9 protein-coding genes are annotated in these 15,817 nt (G+C 30.2%); 5 read left to right on the top strand and 4 right to left on the bottom strand.

What is annotated here, in order from left to right:
• Positions 1 to 172: 172 nt before the first annotated feature.
• The 3 genes from ACQUQZ_RS15425 to ACQUQZ_RS15435 all read right to left on the bottom strand — a co-directional run bounded on the left by ACQUQZ_RS15425 (position 173) and on the right by ACQUQZ_RS15435 (position 5,038).
• Positions 173 to 2,095 (bottom strand): sensor histidine kinase, encoded by a 1,923-nt coding sequence (locus ACQUQZ_RS15425; protein ID WP_435355916.1) that lies wholly within the window; start codon positions 2,093 to 2,095, stop codon positions 173 to 175.
• Between the two features lie 93 nt (positions 2,096 to 2,188).
• Positions 2,189 to 4,099 carry a sensor histidine kinase gene (locus ACQUQZ_RS15430; RefSeq protein ID WP_435355917.1) on the bottom strand — a complete coding sequence of 637 codons (1,911 nt, stop codon included), beginning with the start codon at positions 4,097 to 4,099 and terminating at the stop codon, positions 2,189 to 2,191.
• An 87-nt stretch (positions 4,100 to 4,186) separates the two neighbouring features.
• On the bottom strand, positions 4,187 to 5,038 hold the full coding sequence (locus ACQUQZ_RS15435; protein WP_435355918.1) for a sensor histidine kinase: 852 nt from the start codon (positions 5,036 to 5,038) through the stop codon (positions 4,187 to 4,189).
• 1,203 nt (positions 5,039 to 6,241) lie between these two features.
• On the opposite strand from ACQUQZ_RS15435, the gene ACQUQZ_RS15440 reads away from it, so the two are divergent.
• The 3 genes from ACQUQZ_RS15440 to ACQUQZ_RS15450 all read left to right on the top strand — a co-directional run bounded on the left by ACQUQZ_RS15440 (position 6,242) and on the right by ACQUQZ_RS15450 (position 11,380).
• Positions 6,242 to 6,919: a LytTR family transcriptional regulator DNA-binding domain-containing protein gene (locus ACQUQZ_RS15440; protein WP_435355919.1), complete on the top strand. Its 678-nt coding sequence runs from the start codon at positions 6,242 to 6,244 to the stop codon at positions 6,917 to 6,919.
• Positions 6,920 to 7,295: 376 nt separating this feature from the next.
• Entirely contained in the window at positions 7,296 to 8,003 is a 708-nt protein-coding gene (locus ACQUQZ_RS15445) for a LytR/AlgR family response regulator transcription factor (RefSeq protein ID WP_435355920.1), read from the top strand.
• 1,514 nt (positions 8,004 to 9,517) lie between these two features.
• Positions 9,518 to 11,380 carry a CocE/NonD family hydrolase gene (locus ACQUQZ_RS15450; protein ID WP_435355921.1) on the top strand — a complete coding sequence of 621 codons (1,863 nt, stop codon included), beginning with the start codon at positions 9,518 to 9,520 and terminating at the stop codon, positions 11,378 to 11,380.
• 70 nt (positions 11,381 to 11,450) lie between these two features.
• Here the strand turns inward: ACQUQZ_RS15450 and ACQUQZ_RS15455 are convergent, their stop codons facing one another.
• The gene (locus tag ACQUQZ_RS15455; RefSeq protein ID WP_435355922.1) at positions 11,451 to 11,768 is read right to left on the bottom strand and encodes a c-type cytochrome; all 318 of its coding nucleotides are present in this window, start codon (positions 11,766 to 11,768) and stop codon (positions 11,451 to 11,453) included.
• A gap of 304 nt (positions 11,769 to 12,072) precedes the next feature.
• Between ACQUQZ_RS15455 and ACQUQZ_RS15460 the strand changes: the two genes are divergently transcribed.
• Both ACQUQZ_RS15460 and ACQUQZ_RS15465 read left to right on the top strand, forming a co-directional pair.
• Positions 12,073 to 14,100, top strand: a complete 2,028-nt coding sequence (locus tag ACQUQZ_RS15460) for an OmpA family protein (protein ID WP_435355923.1) — start codon at positions 12,073 to 12,075, stop codon at positions 14,098 to 14,100.
• Between the two features lie 5 nt (positions 14,101 to 14,105).
• Positions 14,106 to 15,794 (top strand): hypothetical protein, encoded by a 1,689-nt coding sequence (locus ACQUQZ_RS15465; protein ID WP_435355924.1) that lies wholly within the window; start codon positions 14,106 to 14,108, stop codon positions 15,792 to 15,794.
• The last annotated feature ends 23 nt before the right edge of the window (positions 15,795 to 15,817 follow it).

A 15,817-nucleotide genomic window follows, 5' to 3' on the forward strand; every position in this document is an offset into this window, starting at 1 on the left:
CATGTAAGTTCTAATTATTGAGTGAGTCTCTTCATTAAAAAAAGACAGTTTTCTATAAAATTACCTAAATACAGAAAACCAATCAAATTTAGAATGCAATAATCATATCTAAAAGACTAATGGTGATGTACAACATATAAGGGTGATAGAAGTGAGGGATTATTTAAAAAAATTATTTTAGAGATAATTTTGGGGGTTGTGGTACTGTTACTTCAAAAGTAGTTAGATGATCATCCGAATGATCAAAACGTATGCTCACACAATTCGCCTGAGCAAACTCTTTGATCAATATCAAACCAATACCTAAACCCTCCTCGCCAAATTCATAATCGTAATTATTATTAAATAAAGCACTAATTTTTTCTTTTTGTCTATCAGTCATTGCATCTCCCCTATTACTAATCCTCATTACAAAGTCATTTTCTTGCAATTCAGTTTTTAATAGTATCTCATTTCCCTCTGGTGTGTATTTGATGGCATTATCAAGGAGGTTGCGAGATATGAGTGATAATAATTGCCTATCTACCATAATTATTTGGTCTTGAAAATCTTCTATAATTACTACATTTTTCAATTGTGCTATATCTCGGTAGAGGGGCAATAAAGCATTAAAAAATTCTTGAATGTTAACTTCTGAGAGGCTTATTTTTATTTGCTTTTGCTGGACAATACTCCATTCTAATAAATTATTCAATAAAGCTGATAGATTTAGGCCTACAATATCTATTTTTTTTAAGACTTCTTCCAATCTTCCAAACTGCTTGGTTTTGATCAGATAACCAACTATTTCCGAATACCGTTGATAAGAATTAAATGGGCTTCGAAGATCATGTGAGATAATTGTAAATAATTTATCTCTACTTTTTGTCAATTTTTTTAGACTATCATTAGCATTACGAAGTCTAATCGCTAAAAAGCTAATAGCTATGATGATTAAACATGTTAAACCTAATATGAATAAAACCAAACGAGTACGAGCTTCAGTCACTTGCTTTTGTAACTCTAAGTTTTTAATGGCTATATCTTTTTTTACTGTTTCATATTTTGTTAGGAGTTCTCTAAGTTCTTTTGTCTTTAGCTTATCATTGAGGTTTCTTTCGGACTCTTCTAATATTAACCTTGACTCATAGGCATTTTTATAATCCTTTAGTTCACATTGTATATTTGAAAGATGAGTATATAACACAAAAAACAATACTTTATCATCCATTTTTTGCTTTTCATATATAGCCAACGCTTCTTTAATGTAAAGTTCACTTTGTTTATATTCTTTGGTATTAAAATAACTTCCTGTTAAATTACACAGTACTGCAACAGCTGCTCTGGTAACTTTCGAAGGTAAATGCTGGTATGACATTAAATAACACCATTGTATCTTTTTCAAATAGTCTCCTTTCTTATCATGTATTCTAAAATAAACATTGGCAAGGCTATTATAAAGAATAAAGGTGAGATAGTGATATTTGGGATTTTCATTAATTAACTTGATACCTGCTTTGTATAAGTCTAATTGTTTTTGAATAGTCATTCCAAAATGCCACCCATAATTTAAACTCAATATTATAATTGACAGTTTGTCACCAATATCATTAATTTTTGAATAAAATGTTAAAATATTTTCAAAAAAGAAGTTTTTTTTATTATTTTTTTCATGAAAAAGAGCGGGATATTCATTTGATGTTGAAAGAATTATAAAATTACATTGGATCATACCTGAAGTATCTTTTAGCCGCTCGAAGTAATTCATTGCTTTTAAGGCATATTTAAAAGAAAGTTCCTTGTCTGTATCTTTAGATTTTGTAGCTTCTAATAAATTATAGATCGCTAATATCTGTTGATTCTTGTTTAGTAAGGCTATAGTTTTAATCTTTTCTAAATCTTTGCCAAAATCATTGGAATAGAATCTTCTACTCATTTCTAATTCGATTAAACTATTTATATAAGAAATTGATGATTTATCTCTCTGAGAATCAACTACTTTTTGAAGGCTATCAATATTGGACAATACATGATAATCTCGAAATGAAGTATAGGTTTTCTGCTGAGCAAATGAAACGAAATTAAAGAATATTGGGAGTAGAAATAAATTTTTCATGGCAGTATCCTGTTTTCAGGTTGAATAGATTAAAATTACAAAGATTTTTAAAATATTCAAATTTATATATTTACTGAACCCCAAATATATTATTTATACAAACGCCTGTGGTATTATTACCTCAAAAGTAGTTAAATGATCATCTGAATGGTCAAAACGTATGCTCACACAATTCGCCTGAGCAAACTCTTTGATCAATATCAAACCAATACCTAAACCCTCCTCGCCAAATTCATAATCGTAATTATTATTAAATAAGGCACTAATTTTTTCTTTTTGTCTATTAGTCATTGCATCTCCCCTATTACTAATCCTCATTACAAAGTCATTTTCTTGCAATTCAGTTTTTAATAGTATCTCATTTCCCTCTGGTGTGTATTTGATGGCATTATCAAGGAGGTTGCGAGATATGAGTGATAATAATTGCCTATCTACCATAATTATTTGGTCTTGAAAGTCTTCTATAATTACTACATTTTTCAATTGTGCTAAATCTCGGTAAAGGGGCAATAAAGCATTGAAAAATTCTTGAATGTTAACTTCTGAGAGGCTTATTTTTATTTGCTTTTGCTGAACAATACTCCATTCTAATAAATTATTCAATAAAGCTGATAGATTTAAGCCTACAATATCTATTTTTTTTAAGACTTCTTCCAATCTTCCAAACTGCTTGGTTTTGATTAAATAACCAACTATTTCCGAATACCGTTGATAAGAATTAAATGGGCTTCGAAGATCATGTGAGATAATTGTAAATAATTTATCTCTACTTTTTGTCAATTTTTTTAGACTATCATTAGCATTACGAAGTCTAATGGCTAAAAAGCTAATAGCTATGATGATTAAACATGTTAAACCTAATATGAATAAAATCGTACGGGTGCGAGCTTCAGTCACTTGCTTTTGTAACTCTAAGTTTTTGATAGCTATATCTTTTTTTTCCGTTTCATATTTTGTTAGAAGCTCTCTCATCTCCTTCGTTTTTAGCTTATCATTCATGTTTTTTTGTGCCTCTTCTAATATTAACCTTGATTCATAAGCATTTTTATAATCCTTTTGTTCATATTGTACAGACGATAAAGAGGAATACAATAGATACAATATCATCGGTTCATCTAATTTTATTTTATTATATACTGTAATTCCTTTTTTAAGATAAATTTCGCTTTTTTTAAATTCTTTCGTATTTAAATAACTTTCACCTAAGTTAGTCAAAGCTATTACAGTTGCTCTCGTAAGATTTGGAGAAAGGCTCTCATAAGCTTTTAAATAACACCATTGAATCTTTTTCAAGTAATCTCCTTTCTTATCATGAATTCTAAAATAAACATTGGCAATCGCAAAATAAAATCTTGAACTAAGATATTTGAACTGTGGATTTTCATTTAATAACTTTAAACCTGTTTCATATAAATTTAGTTGTTTCTCAATGCTTATTCCAAAAAGGTGTCCGTCACTTAAAATCACTGTAATAATCATCAGTTTATCACCTACGTCTTTTAGATTTGAATAATAACTTAAAATATTTGCAAAAATAGAACCTATTTTTTTTTTATTCTCGTCTATGTACGTATAATCATGACCCACTAGATCAAACAATCTGAAACTGCTTTGTATGATACCTGAAGTATCTTTTTGTTGTTCAAAGTATTTTCTTGCTTTTGAGATATAATTAACAGAGAGTTCAATATCTGTACTTACAAGTTTCTTAGCTTCCAAATAGTAAAACATAGCCAACGCCAATTGATTATTGTTTCGTAAAGCTATAGTTTTAATCTTCTCTAAATCTTTACCAAAATCATTAGAATAATAAACTCTGCTCATTTCTAAATCAATCAAACTATTTAAATAAACAAGGGATGATTTATCCATTTGAGAATCAACTACTTTTTGAAGACTATCAATATTGGAGAATACTTGATAATCTCGAAATGTAGTAAAGGTTTTTTGCTGAGCAAAAGAAACGAAATTAAAGAATATTAGAAGAAGTATAATTTTTTTCATGGACTTATTTTCAGATTGAATAGATTAAAATTACAAAGATTTTTAAAATATCCAAATAATAGATTTTCTAAGGCCAAAACATATTTTTCAAACAAACGCTTGCAATATACGTACCTCAAAAGTAGTGAGATTATCAGGGTTATGATAAAATGTTATTTTTATATTTTGAGATTGTGCGAATTCTTTAATTAATATTAAACCAATACCCAAGCCCTCCTCGCCAAATTCATAATCATAATTATTATTAAATAAAGCACTGATTTTTTCTTTTTGAATATCAGACATAGAGTCCTCTCTATTACTTACCATCAATATCAAATCGTTGTCATCTCTATGGGTTCCGATGATTACCTCATTATTTACGTGTGTATATTTTATTGCATTATCCAAGAGATTTCGAGTAATAAGTGAAAGAAGATGTGGGTCGGCTCTAACCACTTTGTCTTGAAAAGTCTCTACTAACACTAACCCTTTTAAATTTGCCATATCACGATAGATAGGCAACAATTCATTAAAAAAAACTTGAATATTTATAATTGATGTATTCGGTATTTGCTTAAACAAACTCCAGTCTAACAAATTATTAAGTAAAGCTGCTAAATTCAAGCCTATTTCATCAATTTTTTTTAATGCCTCATCTAATCTATCAAATTGTTTGGTTTTGATTAAATAGGCTACTATTTCAGCATATCGCTGATATGAATTTAATGGACTACGAAGGTCATGTGAAATAATAGTAAATAATTTATCTCTATTTTTTGTTAGTTTTTCAAGAATGATATTCGAACTTCGAAGACGAAAGGCAAGTACACTTATAATAATAGTTATGCTAAGTGTTAAAAATAAAACAATCAAAATCAAACGGCTACGTAAGTAGATTGACCGCTGTTTTTTTAGTATATCTACTTCTTTTACTACATCATAAATCTGAAGATTCATGATGTAGTAATTATAATGCCTAATGCTCATTTTTTGATCATCAAGCATTTGATAAAAATAGCTATAAGTATTCGCATATAGTTGATTTAACCTTACTTTCCCAATAGAGATAATCGGAGTAATTTTGATGTTTTGTAAAAAAAACTTCTGAGAACAATTAGAATTAATAAGATAAGTATAGTGAGCAAAGTTAGTTTTTTCTTGTGCAATTGATTCCATATAAAAGGCACTCAAAACCAAAATTATCAATAGCTGTTTCAGAATTTGTTTTTTTATGCTGTACAAGTAAACATAATTTATTTTTCTCATAAACCAGGATTAATTTATTTTTTTACCTAAATCTCATTATTCAATTTTGTTCATTTTCTGATGCCAAAATTGAACCTCTCTTTTTTTAAACCTTTATGTTGTTCACAATTGCATAAGTATTCCATCAAAAACAATAGGGGTAAATAAATTTAGTATTTACCCCTCTGTAAGACATAATCCAATTAACTCAAACAAAAGCACTAATATTCAAATAGTGCATTATGTTACCTTTTAATAAGAATTATCTTACATGCCAAAGTCACCAAATTTGGTGATGAATAGCATCGGATGGTGACAAAACTAAATTTTTAGCTACAGTAAGGTGTAACTTTATGGAAAAGTCAGAAATAACCACCTATTCAAAATACTTCAAATCAATATTTTAATATAGTGGTCAATAGTAGAATTATTTATAGAACTCTTGGACTCGAATTCAATACAAAAGTGGTCAAATCAATAGTAAAAAGAATAGAGGATATTAAAATTATCCTCTATTAACTACTAAATCTTAATTTTTAAACTACTGTTTCTTTAGGAATCGCTATTATTAAGAATAGTGTTTTCCTTAAAAATATAGACACATTAGCCTATCAAATAGTAACTTAACATGGTTACAAACAACTATTGTCGGTGATGAAATCAATCTTTATAAGTCAAAGCAATGCTAAGAATCATATCGCTATGAGTGGTCCTTATTCCAAGTCAATATTTATAACTAAGAACGATAAAAAACGTTCATCACCATCGTCTGTTGTTTACATACCTTAACCTTTCAAAATGTATAAATTTTGCAATTTCCTTTTGATATTTACTAAAACATTCACAAAACACACAATAAAAAACTTTATTATAAATCGTAATATCAAATAAAAATAACCATAATCTTTAAAAAAAATGGATATTAACACACAAGACTTTGACAATTTTGATACTATTCAGGTATTGATCAGAAAGAAAAATGGCTGGTATATAAATGATACTGATTTTAATATACCGATGATTGATTTCGAAGATATTGAAAGTTTTTTGGCTCAACATAATGACTTTGTCCAAATAAATTTAGACACAATCGTTAATTTAAACTATATAAATGAAGAGTTATCAAACATTTCAAAAGACTTTTTGGTTTTAGCAGGTAAAATTTACATCATTACAACGAGATACCTTAAAAAAACTAAATCAGCTTTCAGAAAGAACATTTTGCTAAAAAATTCAAAAGAAATACCTAATTTCAAAGGGAAATATTTAAAAAACAATAATATTATTCAACTTGATACAAAAAACATTAGATTTTTGGTAAGAGAAGGTTCTCTGACTAAAATAACATACCAAGATGGCACCCAACGTAGTTTTTACCAAACTTTAAAATATTTTGATAAACTTCTATCCAATGAACATACGTTTATTCGGGTTAGACGAGACTGCATCATCAACACGGCTTACTTGAATCATTATCAAATAAATAAAAAAAACAAGACGGGAGAAATTAGTATTGAATCAAATGTTTTCTCTATTTCAAGGAGAAATTTGCAATCATTCAAGAAAATCATTCCTTATATTAAATTAATGTAGGTATAAATCATTCGTGTGCTTATGATAGAATCTTAATAAAGTTACCTTAGTCTATTCTTGACGATAGATAAGTTAAATCGTAATCCAAAAGTAAATATTAACTATTTTGTTATTTCTATCGAAAATAACACATCCTCACAATCTTGCATTTTAAATTCACATAAATATTACATAAACGCTGTTTAACTTTAAATACCACATTGCTTCTAATATGACATTACACCATTTAGGTGGTGTAATGTTCTATTTTTCATTAAATAATACAATAAAAATCATCAATCCAAGCTTTTTTACATTGCAACATCTTTGAGTATTATACAAAACGGACGATATATTTTAAACTTATAAAATTGAAACCTGTGAAACCATGAAGCCAATGAAAAAAACAAAAATTCTAATTATTGAAGATGACCCAATGTGGTCGATTTTCGTAGAATCAATAATTGTCGAGTCAAATTATCAACTAATTGGTTCGACAAATACATTAGTAAAAGCGAAAGCAATGATAGATGGACTTGAGCCAGATGTTTTGATAAGTGATATCAGGATACAAGATTCAACTATTTTTCAATTTTTATCTGATAATACTTATGTAAATATTCCAGTTGTTTTTATGACTAACCACTTAGAGGGTGAAATGTATCAATCGGCATTGAATTTCCCCAAAAGTACTTATTTAGCAAAACCATTCCACAAATATACCTTATTGGCTACATTAGATTTATTATTAAGCAAATATCCTATTGAAAATAAGGAATCTGAGCAATTCATTACCGTCAGAGGTAAACAACAGCAAGTAAAAAAAGTAATGTTTAGTGGAATCGTTTGGATTCAAGCTGAAGGAAACTATAGTTTTATTCATACTGCTACAAACAAAAAATATGCACGCAAAAAAACGCTTAAATCATTTGCCGAAGAATTAGATTCACGGTTTATCAGAGTTCATAAAGCATATATTGTAAATAAAGACTTTGTAAAAAGGATTGATTTAGGTAATCAATCAATTCTTGTTGGAGAAACTGAGCTACCCTTAGGTCGTCATTATCGTGATGAACTTGAGGAATTACTTGATTTGCACTATTAAATAATCAAACTTTCCAAATAACTACAAAATAGACAGCTTATCGTGCTTTCCTATCTATAAATGCTATTTCCACACACTTATATTAATTTATAGAAGGCTTATATAGAACTGTAAAAAAGTCTATGTAAATAAAACCATTACTTATAACATAGATTTTTTATCTCTATCATTTAGAGTACAGGAATTGTACCTAAGAAGGGTTGACAAAGTACTAGATTTTAGTCGAAAGATACTTTCTAAAATCTTTTTTAATAACCAACTTTCCAATTAAATAGTTTTAACATACAACTACATCTGCAGTTCAATTCGCCGAAGTGGAAACCTACTCATGTATTTTCTCTATAAACGTAATGTTTTTCTAAAATCTGATACTAAAAAGACAATTATCAGCCGCTCTTGCAATTAATAGTATTTCCTTTTTTATCTTGTTCTTGACAGTTTATTATCAAATTACTTAAAACATATGATGATTTTATTGTGGTTTAAAAATATTAAAGGTTGATATAAAAATTATTACTGGAAATAGAATTGTCAAAAAAATAACTCAAGTCCAATAGACTTGAGTTATTTGGTCATTACCCAAAAAGGTTGGTTGCCCAACCTACTCATTAACTTTTAAGTCTAACAAACTACTCATTAAACCTCAACTGTAAAGATATAGCGAGATCTGTTCTAAAAATTATTCAAAGGTGACATCCAACATGCGATGGTGATAAAATACAGGGTTTACTATTCGAGTATCCTTATTTAGAAATTAAAATTGATACAATGTCCTTAAATTATCAGTTTCTGCAATTAGAAAAGATTCTCTTTCAATTTCTTTAAATCTACATTTTAAAAATAAATTTTCGAACTTCATCACCATTACAGGTCATATATCACCTTTTTTTGTGTCTTCTCTATTGTATTAGAAGTCTTAAAAACATTACAAATAATTCAAGTAAATATGATAAAGAAATCATATTTACTTTTCCTTTTATCTTACCGAGTTATATAGCCATCACTTAAAATTTAAAGAGGAAACATTTCAAAAGAGTTGAATTTAACAATATATATAGCTTCAGATAGGCAAAAATAATAGGAACTACTTTTGAAGTTAGTATTGAAAATAAGTTCAGCGTTCATTGTGTTTAGCAATGTGAGTTGATCGCAAAAAGATCTACAAAAGCACAAGAAATATATAATTAGCAAATGAATATATCAAAAATTAATTACTAAACCACAAACTTTTACATCTTTTGGAGGGGTCAATTTAGGTAAGTTTGAGTTTATCTCTCAAATTTTACTGGCCCCCCAAAAGTATTTAAATAGGGTCAAAATGTTCTATATCTTCTTTATGCCAACTTTGTTATTTCAAAGTTTGACTCCTATCTTGACCAATTCAATATTTCACTATCATTTGATTTAATAAATATTAACTTACGAATCAAAAATCCTTGCATATCAAACAATTCCGAAGTTTTCAGCTATTTTTGTTTTTTATCATTCCTTCAATAAAAACCTTCAGCAAACTCATGAAAAGTTTAATATGCTGCATACTCATTTGCTACTCGTTTATTGCTTTTTCGCAAACTACTGACGTAGATTATGTACGTGCCAATTATCAAAAAAAGGAGATTTACGTCAAAATGCGTGATGGTGTGCGTTTATTCACCTCTATTTATCTCCCAAAAGATTCAACAAAAAAATATCCTATAATGCTGCAACGAACTCCCTACTCGGTTGCTCCTTATGGTGATGGAAAAATAAAAAACTCGCTCGGGCCAAGTTCAGAACTGATGCGTGATGGATATATTTTTGTTTATCAAGATGTAAGAGGTCGTTGGATGTCGGAAGGTATATTTGTAGAAATGAGACCACATCTTGACGATAAAAAAAACACTACTGATATTGACGAGTCAACTGATACATACGACACCATTGACTGGTTAATAAATAATATTACAAATAATTCAGGAAAGGTCGGTATGTGGGGTATCAGTTATCCTGGATTTTATGCTTCTGCTGGATTAATGGCTGGACATCCTGCTCTGGTAGCTTCTTCTCCACAAGCACCAATGGCAGATTTATGGCGAGATGATAGTTTTCATAATGGAGCATTCATGTTACCTCATAATTTTGGTTTTTATCCTTCATTTACGAATCGAACAGATGATAAACCCACTCAGAACTTCAACAAGCCTTTCACATACGGCACACCAGATGGTTATAAATATTATTTGAATCTTGGTCCGCTCAAAAACTCTTTAAAATTCACCGAGCACCATGGAAAAGACCCATATTGGCAGGCCAATTTGGAACATCCCAACTACGATGACTTCTGGAAATCACATAATATTTTGAACCATCATAAAAATATCAAACACGCTGTGATGATTGTTGGGGGTTGGTATGATGCAGAAGATTTATATGGAACATTTAAAACATATAAATCGGTAGAAGAAAAAAATCCAGGTATAAGCAACACTTTTGTTGTGGGACCTTGGGTGCATGGTGGTTGGGCCAGAGGTGATGGAGAAACACTTGGAAATGTTAATTTTGGGCAAAAAACGAGTGTTTATTATCGTGAGAATATCGAGAGAAAGTTTTTCAATTACTATTTAAAAGGACAAGGAGATAATGTGTTTGCAGAAGCATTGATGTATGAAACTGGTACTAATAAATGGAGAAACTTTAGCGAATGGCCTCCAAAAATAGCGAAAGAAAAGGATTTATACTTATTATCAAATGGGAAATTATCTTTTGATGCACCCACTGAAAAAAAGAGTTTTAGTGAGTACATTTCAGACCCAAATAAGCCTGTTCCTTCTTCTGACTATATCACTTCTGGCATGCCACGTGAGTATATGGTTGATGATCAACGTTTTGCAAGTCGTCGCCCAGATGTACTTACTTTTCAAACTGAAGTCTTAGAAAAAGATGTAACACTTGCAGGTAATATTTTAGCCAATTTAAAAGTTTCTACTACTGGAACGGATGCTGATTTTATAGTAAAAGTCATCGATGTTTATCCTGATGATGCGAAAGATAATCCAAATACAGAAAAGAAAATGAAAATGTCTGGTTACCAACAAATGATTAGAAGTGAAGCGATGAGAGGAAAATTTCGTAAAAGTATAGAAAACCCTGTGCCTTTCAAGCCAAATAAAGTTGAAGAAGTAAATTTTGAACTCCAAGATATATTACATACTTTCCAAAAAGGGCACCGAATCATGGTACAAGTACAAAGTACATTTTTCCCAATTATTGATAGAAATCCACAGAAATTTGTACCAAATATTTTTTATGCCGAACCATCAGATTTTCAGTCGGCTACTCATAAAATTTATCACGAAAAAAAGAATGCCAGCTCTTTAAAAGTGAGAGTGATGGAGTAGATAACTAAAAAAACTCTGTAAAATTTAATTTTACAGAGTTTTTTTAGTTTACAAAACTTTGAACAAATACTTATTTCAAAGTAGTTATCCATTTTGCGATTGTAAGAGCTTCATCTGCTGGAACGTTTGGTAATGCCGCCATTGGAATATAGCCTGGCCAGTTTGAAGGAACTGGTTTCTTAATCAATTCAACAATTTGTTCAGGCTTATATTTTTTCTTAGCAACGTCTTTGTATGCAGGCCCAATTAACTTAACATCCACCTTATGACAAGCTAAACAAGTATTTTTTTGTAACAATTTCTCAATATTTGGTGGAATCTTTGTTTGAGCATTTGATGCAGAAGCGATGGCCAAAACAACCGCAAAGGTTAAGAGTGTTTTTTTCATTTTACTATTCGATGTTTAAAAATAATTACAAGCCGTAGAAGAATTCTTCCGCTAAATTCGTAAACAAAACGTAAGAATGAAAGTTTTTGTTGAATTTTTGGAATAATTATTTGTTAACGAAACGTTAAATCGAAATTTCATGAAAATATGTATCTTTAAATAACGTAATTGTTTCTGTAAATTCATTAGAAAAATTCAATTTATCTAACGAAAACCATCAAATTTTTGATAGTTTAACAAATTTCCATTACTTTCGCTTTCGCACAACAGAAAAGTAGAAACCAAGTGTTTTGTTTCGTTTGTTATGAAAAAAGTATATATTTTCTTTATTAACTTTTTGTTTTTTAATGCCCAAGCTCAAACGGTGCATTGGGCAAATAAGGTATTAGGGTTTTCATCTGAAAGAACAGAGGCTATTAACCAAGGCCCTCAGTATCGTGCTACTCAAATTTTAGGTATTCCTAATAAACTACCACAAATCGGTGACAGCAAATGTGCATGGTCTCCTTCTGGAGCTGATACTTATGCCGAAGAATTCATTAAAGTAGGTTTTGAAAAGCCCATCAAAATTAGACAAGTATGTATTGCCGAAAACTTTAATCCAGGAGCTGTTGTACGGGTTTTAGCTTATGACTCAACTGATAAAGAATATTTGATTCATGAAAATAAAGAAGATGGTCCAACTGTAAAAGGGCGAATGTGGAATGTTATTGTTCCTCAAACAACGTATTCAGTTTATGCCATAAAAATCATTGTCGCACCAGCCAAAATACCTGGGTATAATCAAATTGATGCGATTGGAATTTCAGAAGTAGATTTTCCTTATGAAGCTAAAATAAATGTTGCCAAAAATATGCCCAAAGAAATCTTAAAAGAAAATTTGGGTAAAGGAGTTAATTCCAGATTTGGTGAGGTTGCCCCCATCATTACACCTGATGGCAAAACACTTTATTTTACCAGAATTAGGCATGATTTAAATATTGGAAAAGATAAAGCACAAGATGTTTGGTTTTCGAAGATTCAACCTGATGGCACTTGGGGAGAATCGGAAAATATCAATTCTCCGATAAATACAGCGGAAAATAATGCTGTTTCAACTATCTCAGCAGATGGAAAATCGCTGTACTTAGTCAATATTTATATGCCTGATGGTACCTACCGCCCTGGTCTTTCTAAATCGACTCGTACTCGTCTCGGCTGGGAATTTCCGAAGGAAGTCAAGATATTAGACTACTACAATACCAGTGATTTTACTGAATTTTCTTTAGCTCCCAATGGAAAAGTTTTGGTCATGGCTTGTCAACGAAATGATACTCGTGGATGGAAAGATCTATATGTCTCATTCCTGAAAGAAAATAATGTTTGGTCGAAACCCATTAATATGGGGAGAAGTATCAATACTGCCGAAAGTGAAAGTTCCCCTTTTATAGCGGCTGATTCAAAAACTCTTTACTTTTCGACACCTGGTTTTGCAGGATATGGAGATAGTGATATTTTCCTAACTCGTCGTTTGGACAGCACTTGGACTAATTGGAGCGAACCCGAAAATCTTGGAAATTTGATAAATACAGCTAAATGGGATGGTTACTTTACAATTCCAGCCTCTGGCGAGTATGCTTATTTAAGTTCAGAAGAACGCTCGATTGGGGAAGAAGATATTTTCAGAATTAAACTCTTTCCATCGATCAAACCTGAACCCGTTGCCATTATTTCTGGAACAGTAGTCAATGCCATTGACAAAAAACCTATGGCGGCAAATGTGGTCATGGAATTATTGAATGATAGCACTTCTAAAGATAGAATCGTAGCTGAATTTGACCCCGAAACGGGCGAGTACAAGATGGTTGTGCCGCTCAAAAGGTCCTATAGCTTAAATGCTTCAAAAAAAGGTTTTATGAGCCTCAGTGAAAACCTTGATTTAACAAAAGACAACCGTTTTAGGGAAATTAGGAAGAACATAAATCTTATTCCTGTCAAAGAAGGGCAAACAATGGTATTAAATAATTTATTTTTTAATCAAAGTAAATATGATATTTTGCCTGTTTCATTTCCTGAATTAAATAGAATTATTGAACTCATGCAAGAATATCCTTCAATGGAAGTAATCATTGAAGGGCATACCGATGGTAGTGATGACAATCTGATGCTGAATGTAAAACTATCACAAGAAAGAGCTAATGAAGTAAAAAAATACTTGGTTTCCAAAGGTGGTATTGATGCAAAACGCATTCAAACCAAAGGATGGGGACCATCAAAACCGATAGCAAGTAATGCAACCGAAGAAACCCGAAAGAAAAATCGTAGGGTAGAATTCTCAATATTTAAATTATAAAAAAAGTGTTATATCGTTCATTGGCAAAAAACATCTTTTCATTTTTCATCATTCTAATTCCAATAGTAATTTTTGGGGTTATATTCAACAAATATGCTATCAATATCCCGCATTGGGACGACTTCGCTGTAAGAAATTCACTCCTTAGTTATTATGATACTGATTCTTTTATTGAAAAAATTAAAATTCTATTTGCTCAACACAACGAACATCGTATTTTTCTAACTCGGTTATTAGCACTTTTGATATATAAAGTCGAAGGAACACTTGATTTAAAAAGCTTAATGTTTTTGGGAAATCTAAGCCTAGTTGGTATTCTTTATTTATTTTACAAAATATCAGAAAAGTATAATTATAGTATAATTTCAATAGTCCCAATTTCATTCCTTATTTTCACTTCTGCATTATATGAAAATACTTTTTGGGGAATGGCCTCAATCCAAAACTTTGGTGTCATTTTTTTTGCTTTTTTAACATTTTATTGGCTTACTTTTTCTATTGAAAAAACCAAATCCTACTATTTCTATTTCGCAATTTTCTCCTGTTTTTTAGGCGTTTTTACAAGTTATAATGGAATTATTATTCCAGTCATTGGTTTATTAATTTTGTTGTTTCAGCAAAGAAAATCGGCTATTTTTAAATGGTCTATTGCTTGTTTTATCCTTTTGATGAGTTACTTTTATGATTTTGTTAAAAATCCAGAAAAAACTTCTGAAACAGATTTTTCTCACCCTCAACTATTACTAAAAGGTTTTTTTGCTACTATAGGTAATGTGATTGATTCATCGTTTATTTCGCCTAATAAACAAACAGATTTATCAATAACTTTAGGTGTATTTTTAGTTTGTTTTATCGTTATATTTAGTTATCAAGTAGTCTTTAAAAAGTACAATTTAGAAAGCAAAACAAATGACTTATTTCTTCTGGCTTGTTTGACATTTTTAGTCATAACTTGCATAGGTATTGTGTTGGCACGTATCTCTTTTGGCTTCGGAACTTTACTTACAAGTAAATATAAAATTTATTCAATTTTGGTGCTATCTATTTTTTATTTGGCTGCCCTTCAGTCAGTTTCTGAAAGTCGAAAAACCAGTTTTATTTCGGTACTAATCTTAGGTAGCATATTTTTAAATTTCTATACATACATAGCTGACTATCAGAAAATTATAAATTTGAGACATGAGCGAATCACTGATCAATTTAAACAGCAGTATAGCGATCATGACTTTCCTGTGGGGGGACTTTCATTAGCTTTACAGCAACCAGCCAAAACATTTTATGACGATATCGGTAATAAAGTTTTACAAGCGAGTGATTCTGTAAAAACAAACATTAGTATTATCGAAAATGAAACAAGTTTTAGATTAGAAGAAAAACAAAATGGTAAAATTTTGGATTTCTCTTCAGCGGACGCAGGGCTATTTTTTATATTAAAATCTCCTCAAAAAGTTTATTTATTTCCTTCACAAACAGTCCCAATTAATAGAAAAGCATATTTAAACAGTAAATTTCTACTTGAAAATCGTTTGCCTATTGGTAGCTTTGTAGCCGAAATTACTAAATTTTATATACAATCAGGCAAATATCAAATTGGTAAAATATTGGTTGAGAATAATTCTAAAACTGTAATATTTACTAATCAAAGTATTGATATTCAATCGGTTGCAAAAGAAAAACCTAAGCAGAATTGGTGATTTTAGGAATTAGGAATTAGGAA

This window comes from Emticicia sp. SJ17W-69, from assembly GCF_051209875.1.
Classification (GTDB): Bacteria; Bacteroidota; Bacteroidia; order Cytophagales; family Spirosomataceae; genus Emticicia.

Coding starts and splice junctions, on each gene's coding strand:
- ACQUQZ_RS15440 (WP_435355919.1), top strand. CDS start 6,242: ATGGATATTAACACACAAGACTTTGACAATTTTGATACTATTCAGGTA.
- ACQUQZ_RS15445 (WP_435355920.1), top strand. CDS start 7,296: ATGAAAAAAACAAAAATTCTAATTATTGAAGATGACCCAATGTGGTCG.
- ACQUQZ_RS15460 (WP_435355923.1), top strand. CDS start 12,073: ATGAAAAAAGTATATATTTTCTTTATTAACTTTTTGTTTTTTAATGCC.
- ACQUQZ_RS15430 (WP_435355917.1), bottom strand. CDS start 4,099: ATGAAAAAAATTATACTTCTTCTAATATTCTTTAATTTCGTTTCTTTT.
- ACQUQZ_RS15450 (WP_435355921.1), top strand. CDS start 9,518: ATGAAAAGTTTAATATGCTGCATACTCATTTGCTACTCGTTTATTGCT.
- ACQUQZ_RS15435 (WP_435355918.1), bottom strand. CDS start 5,038: ATGAATCTTCAGATTTATGATGTAGTAAAAGAAGTAGATATACTAAAA.
- ACQUQZ_RS15455 (WP_435355922.1), bottom strand. CDS start 11,768: ATGAAAAAAACACTCTTAACCTTTGCGGTTGTTTTGGCCATCGCTTCT.
- ACQUQZ_RS15425 (WP_435355916.1), bottom strand. CDS start 2,095: ATGAAAAATTTATTTCTACTCCCAATATTCTTTAATTTCGTTTCATTT.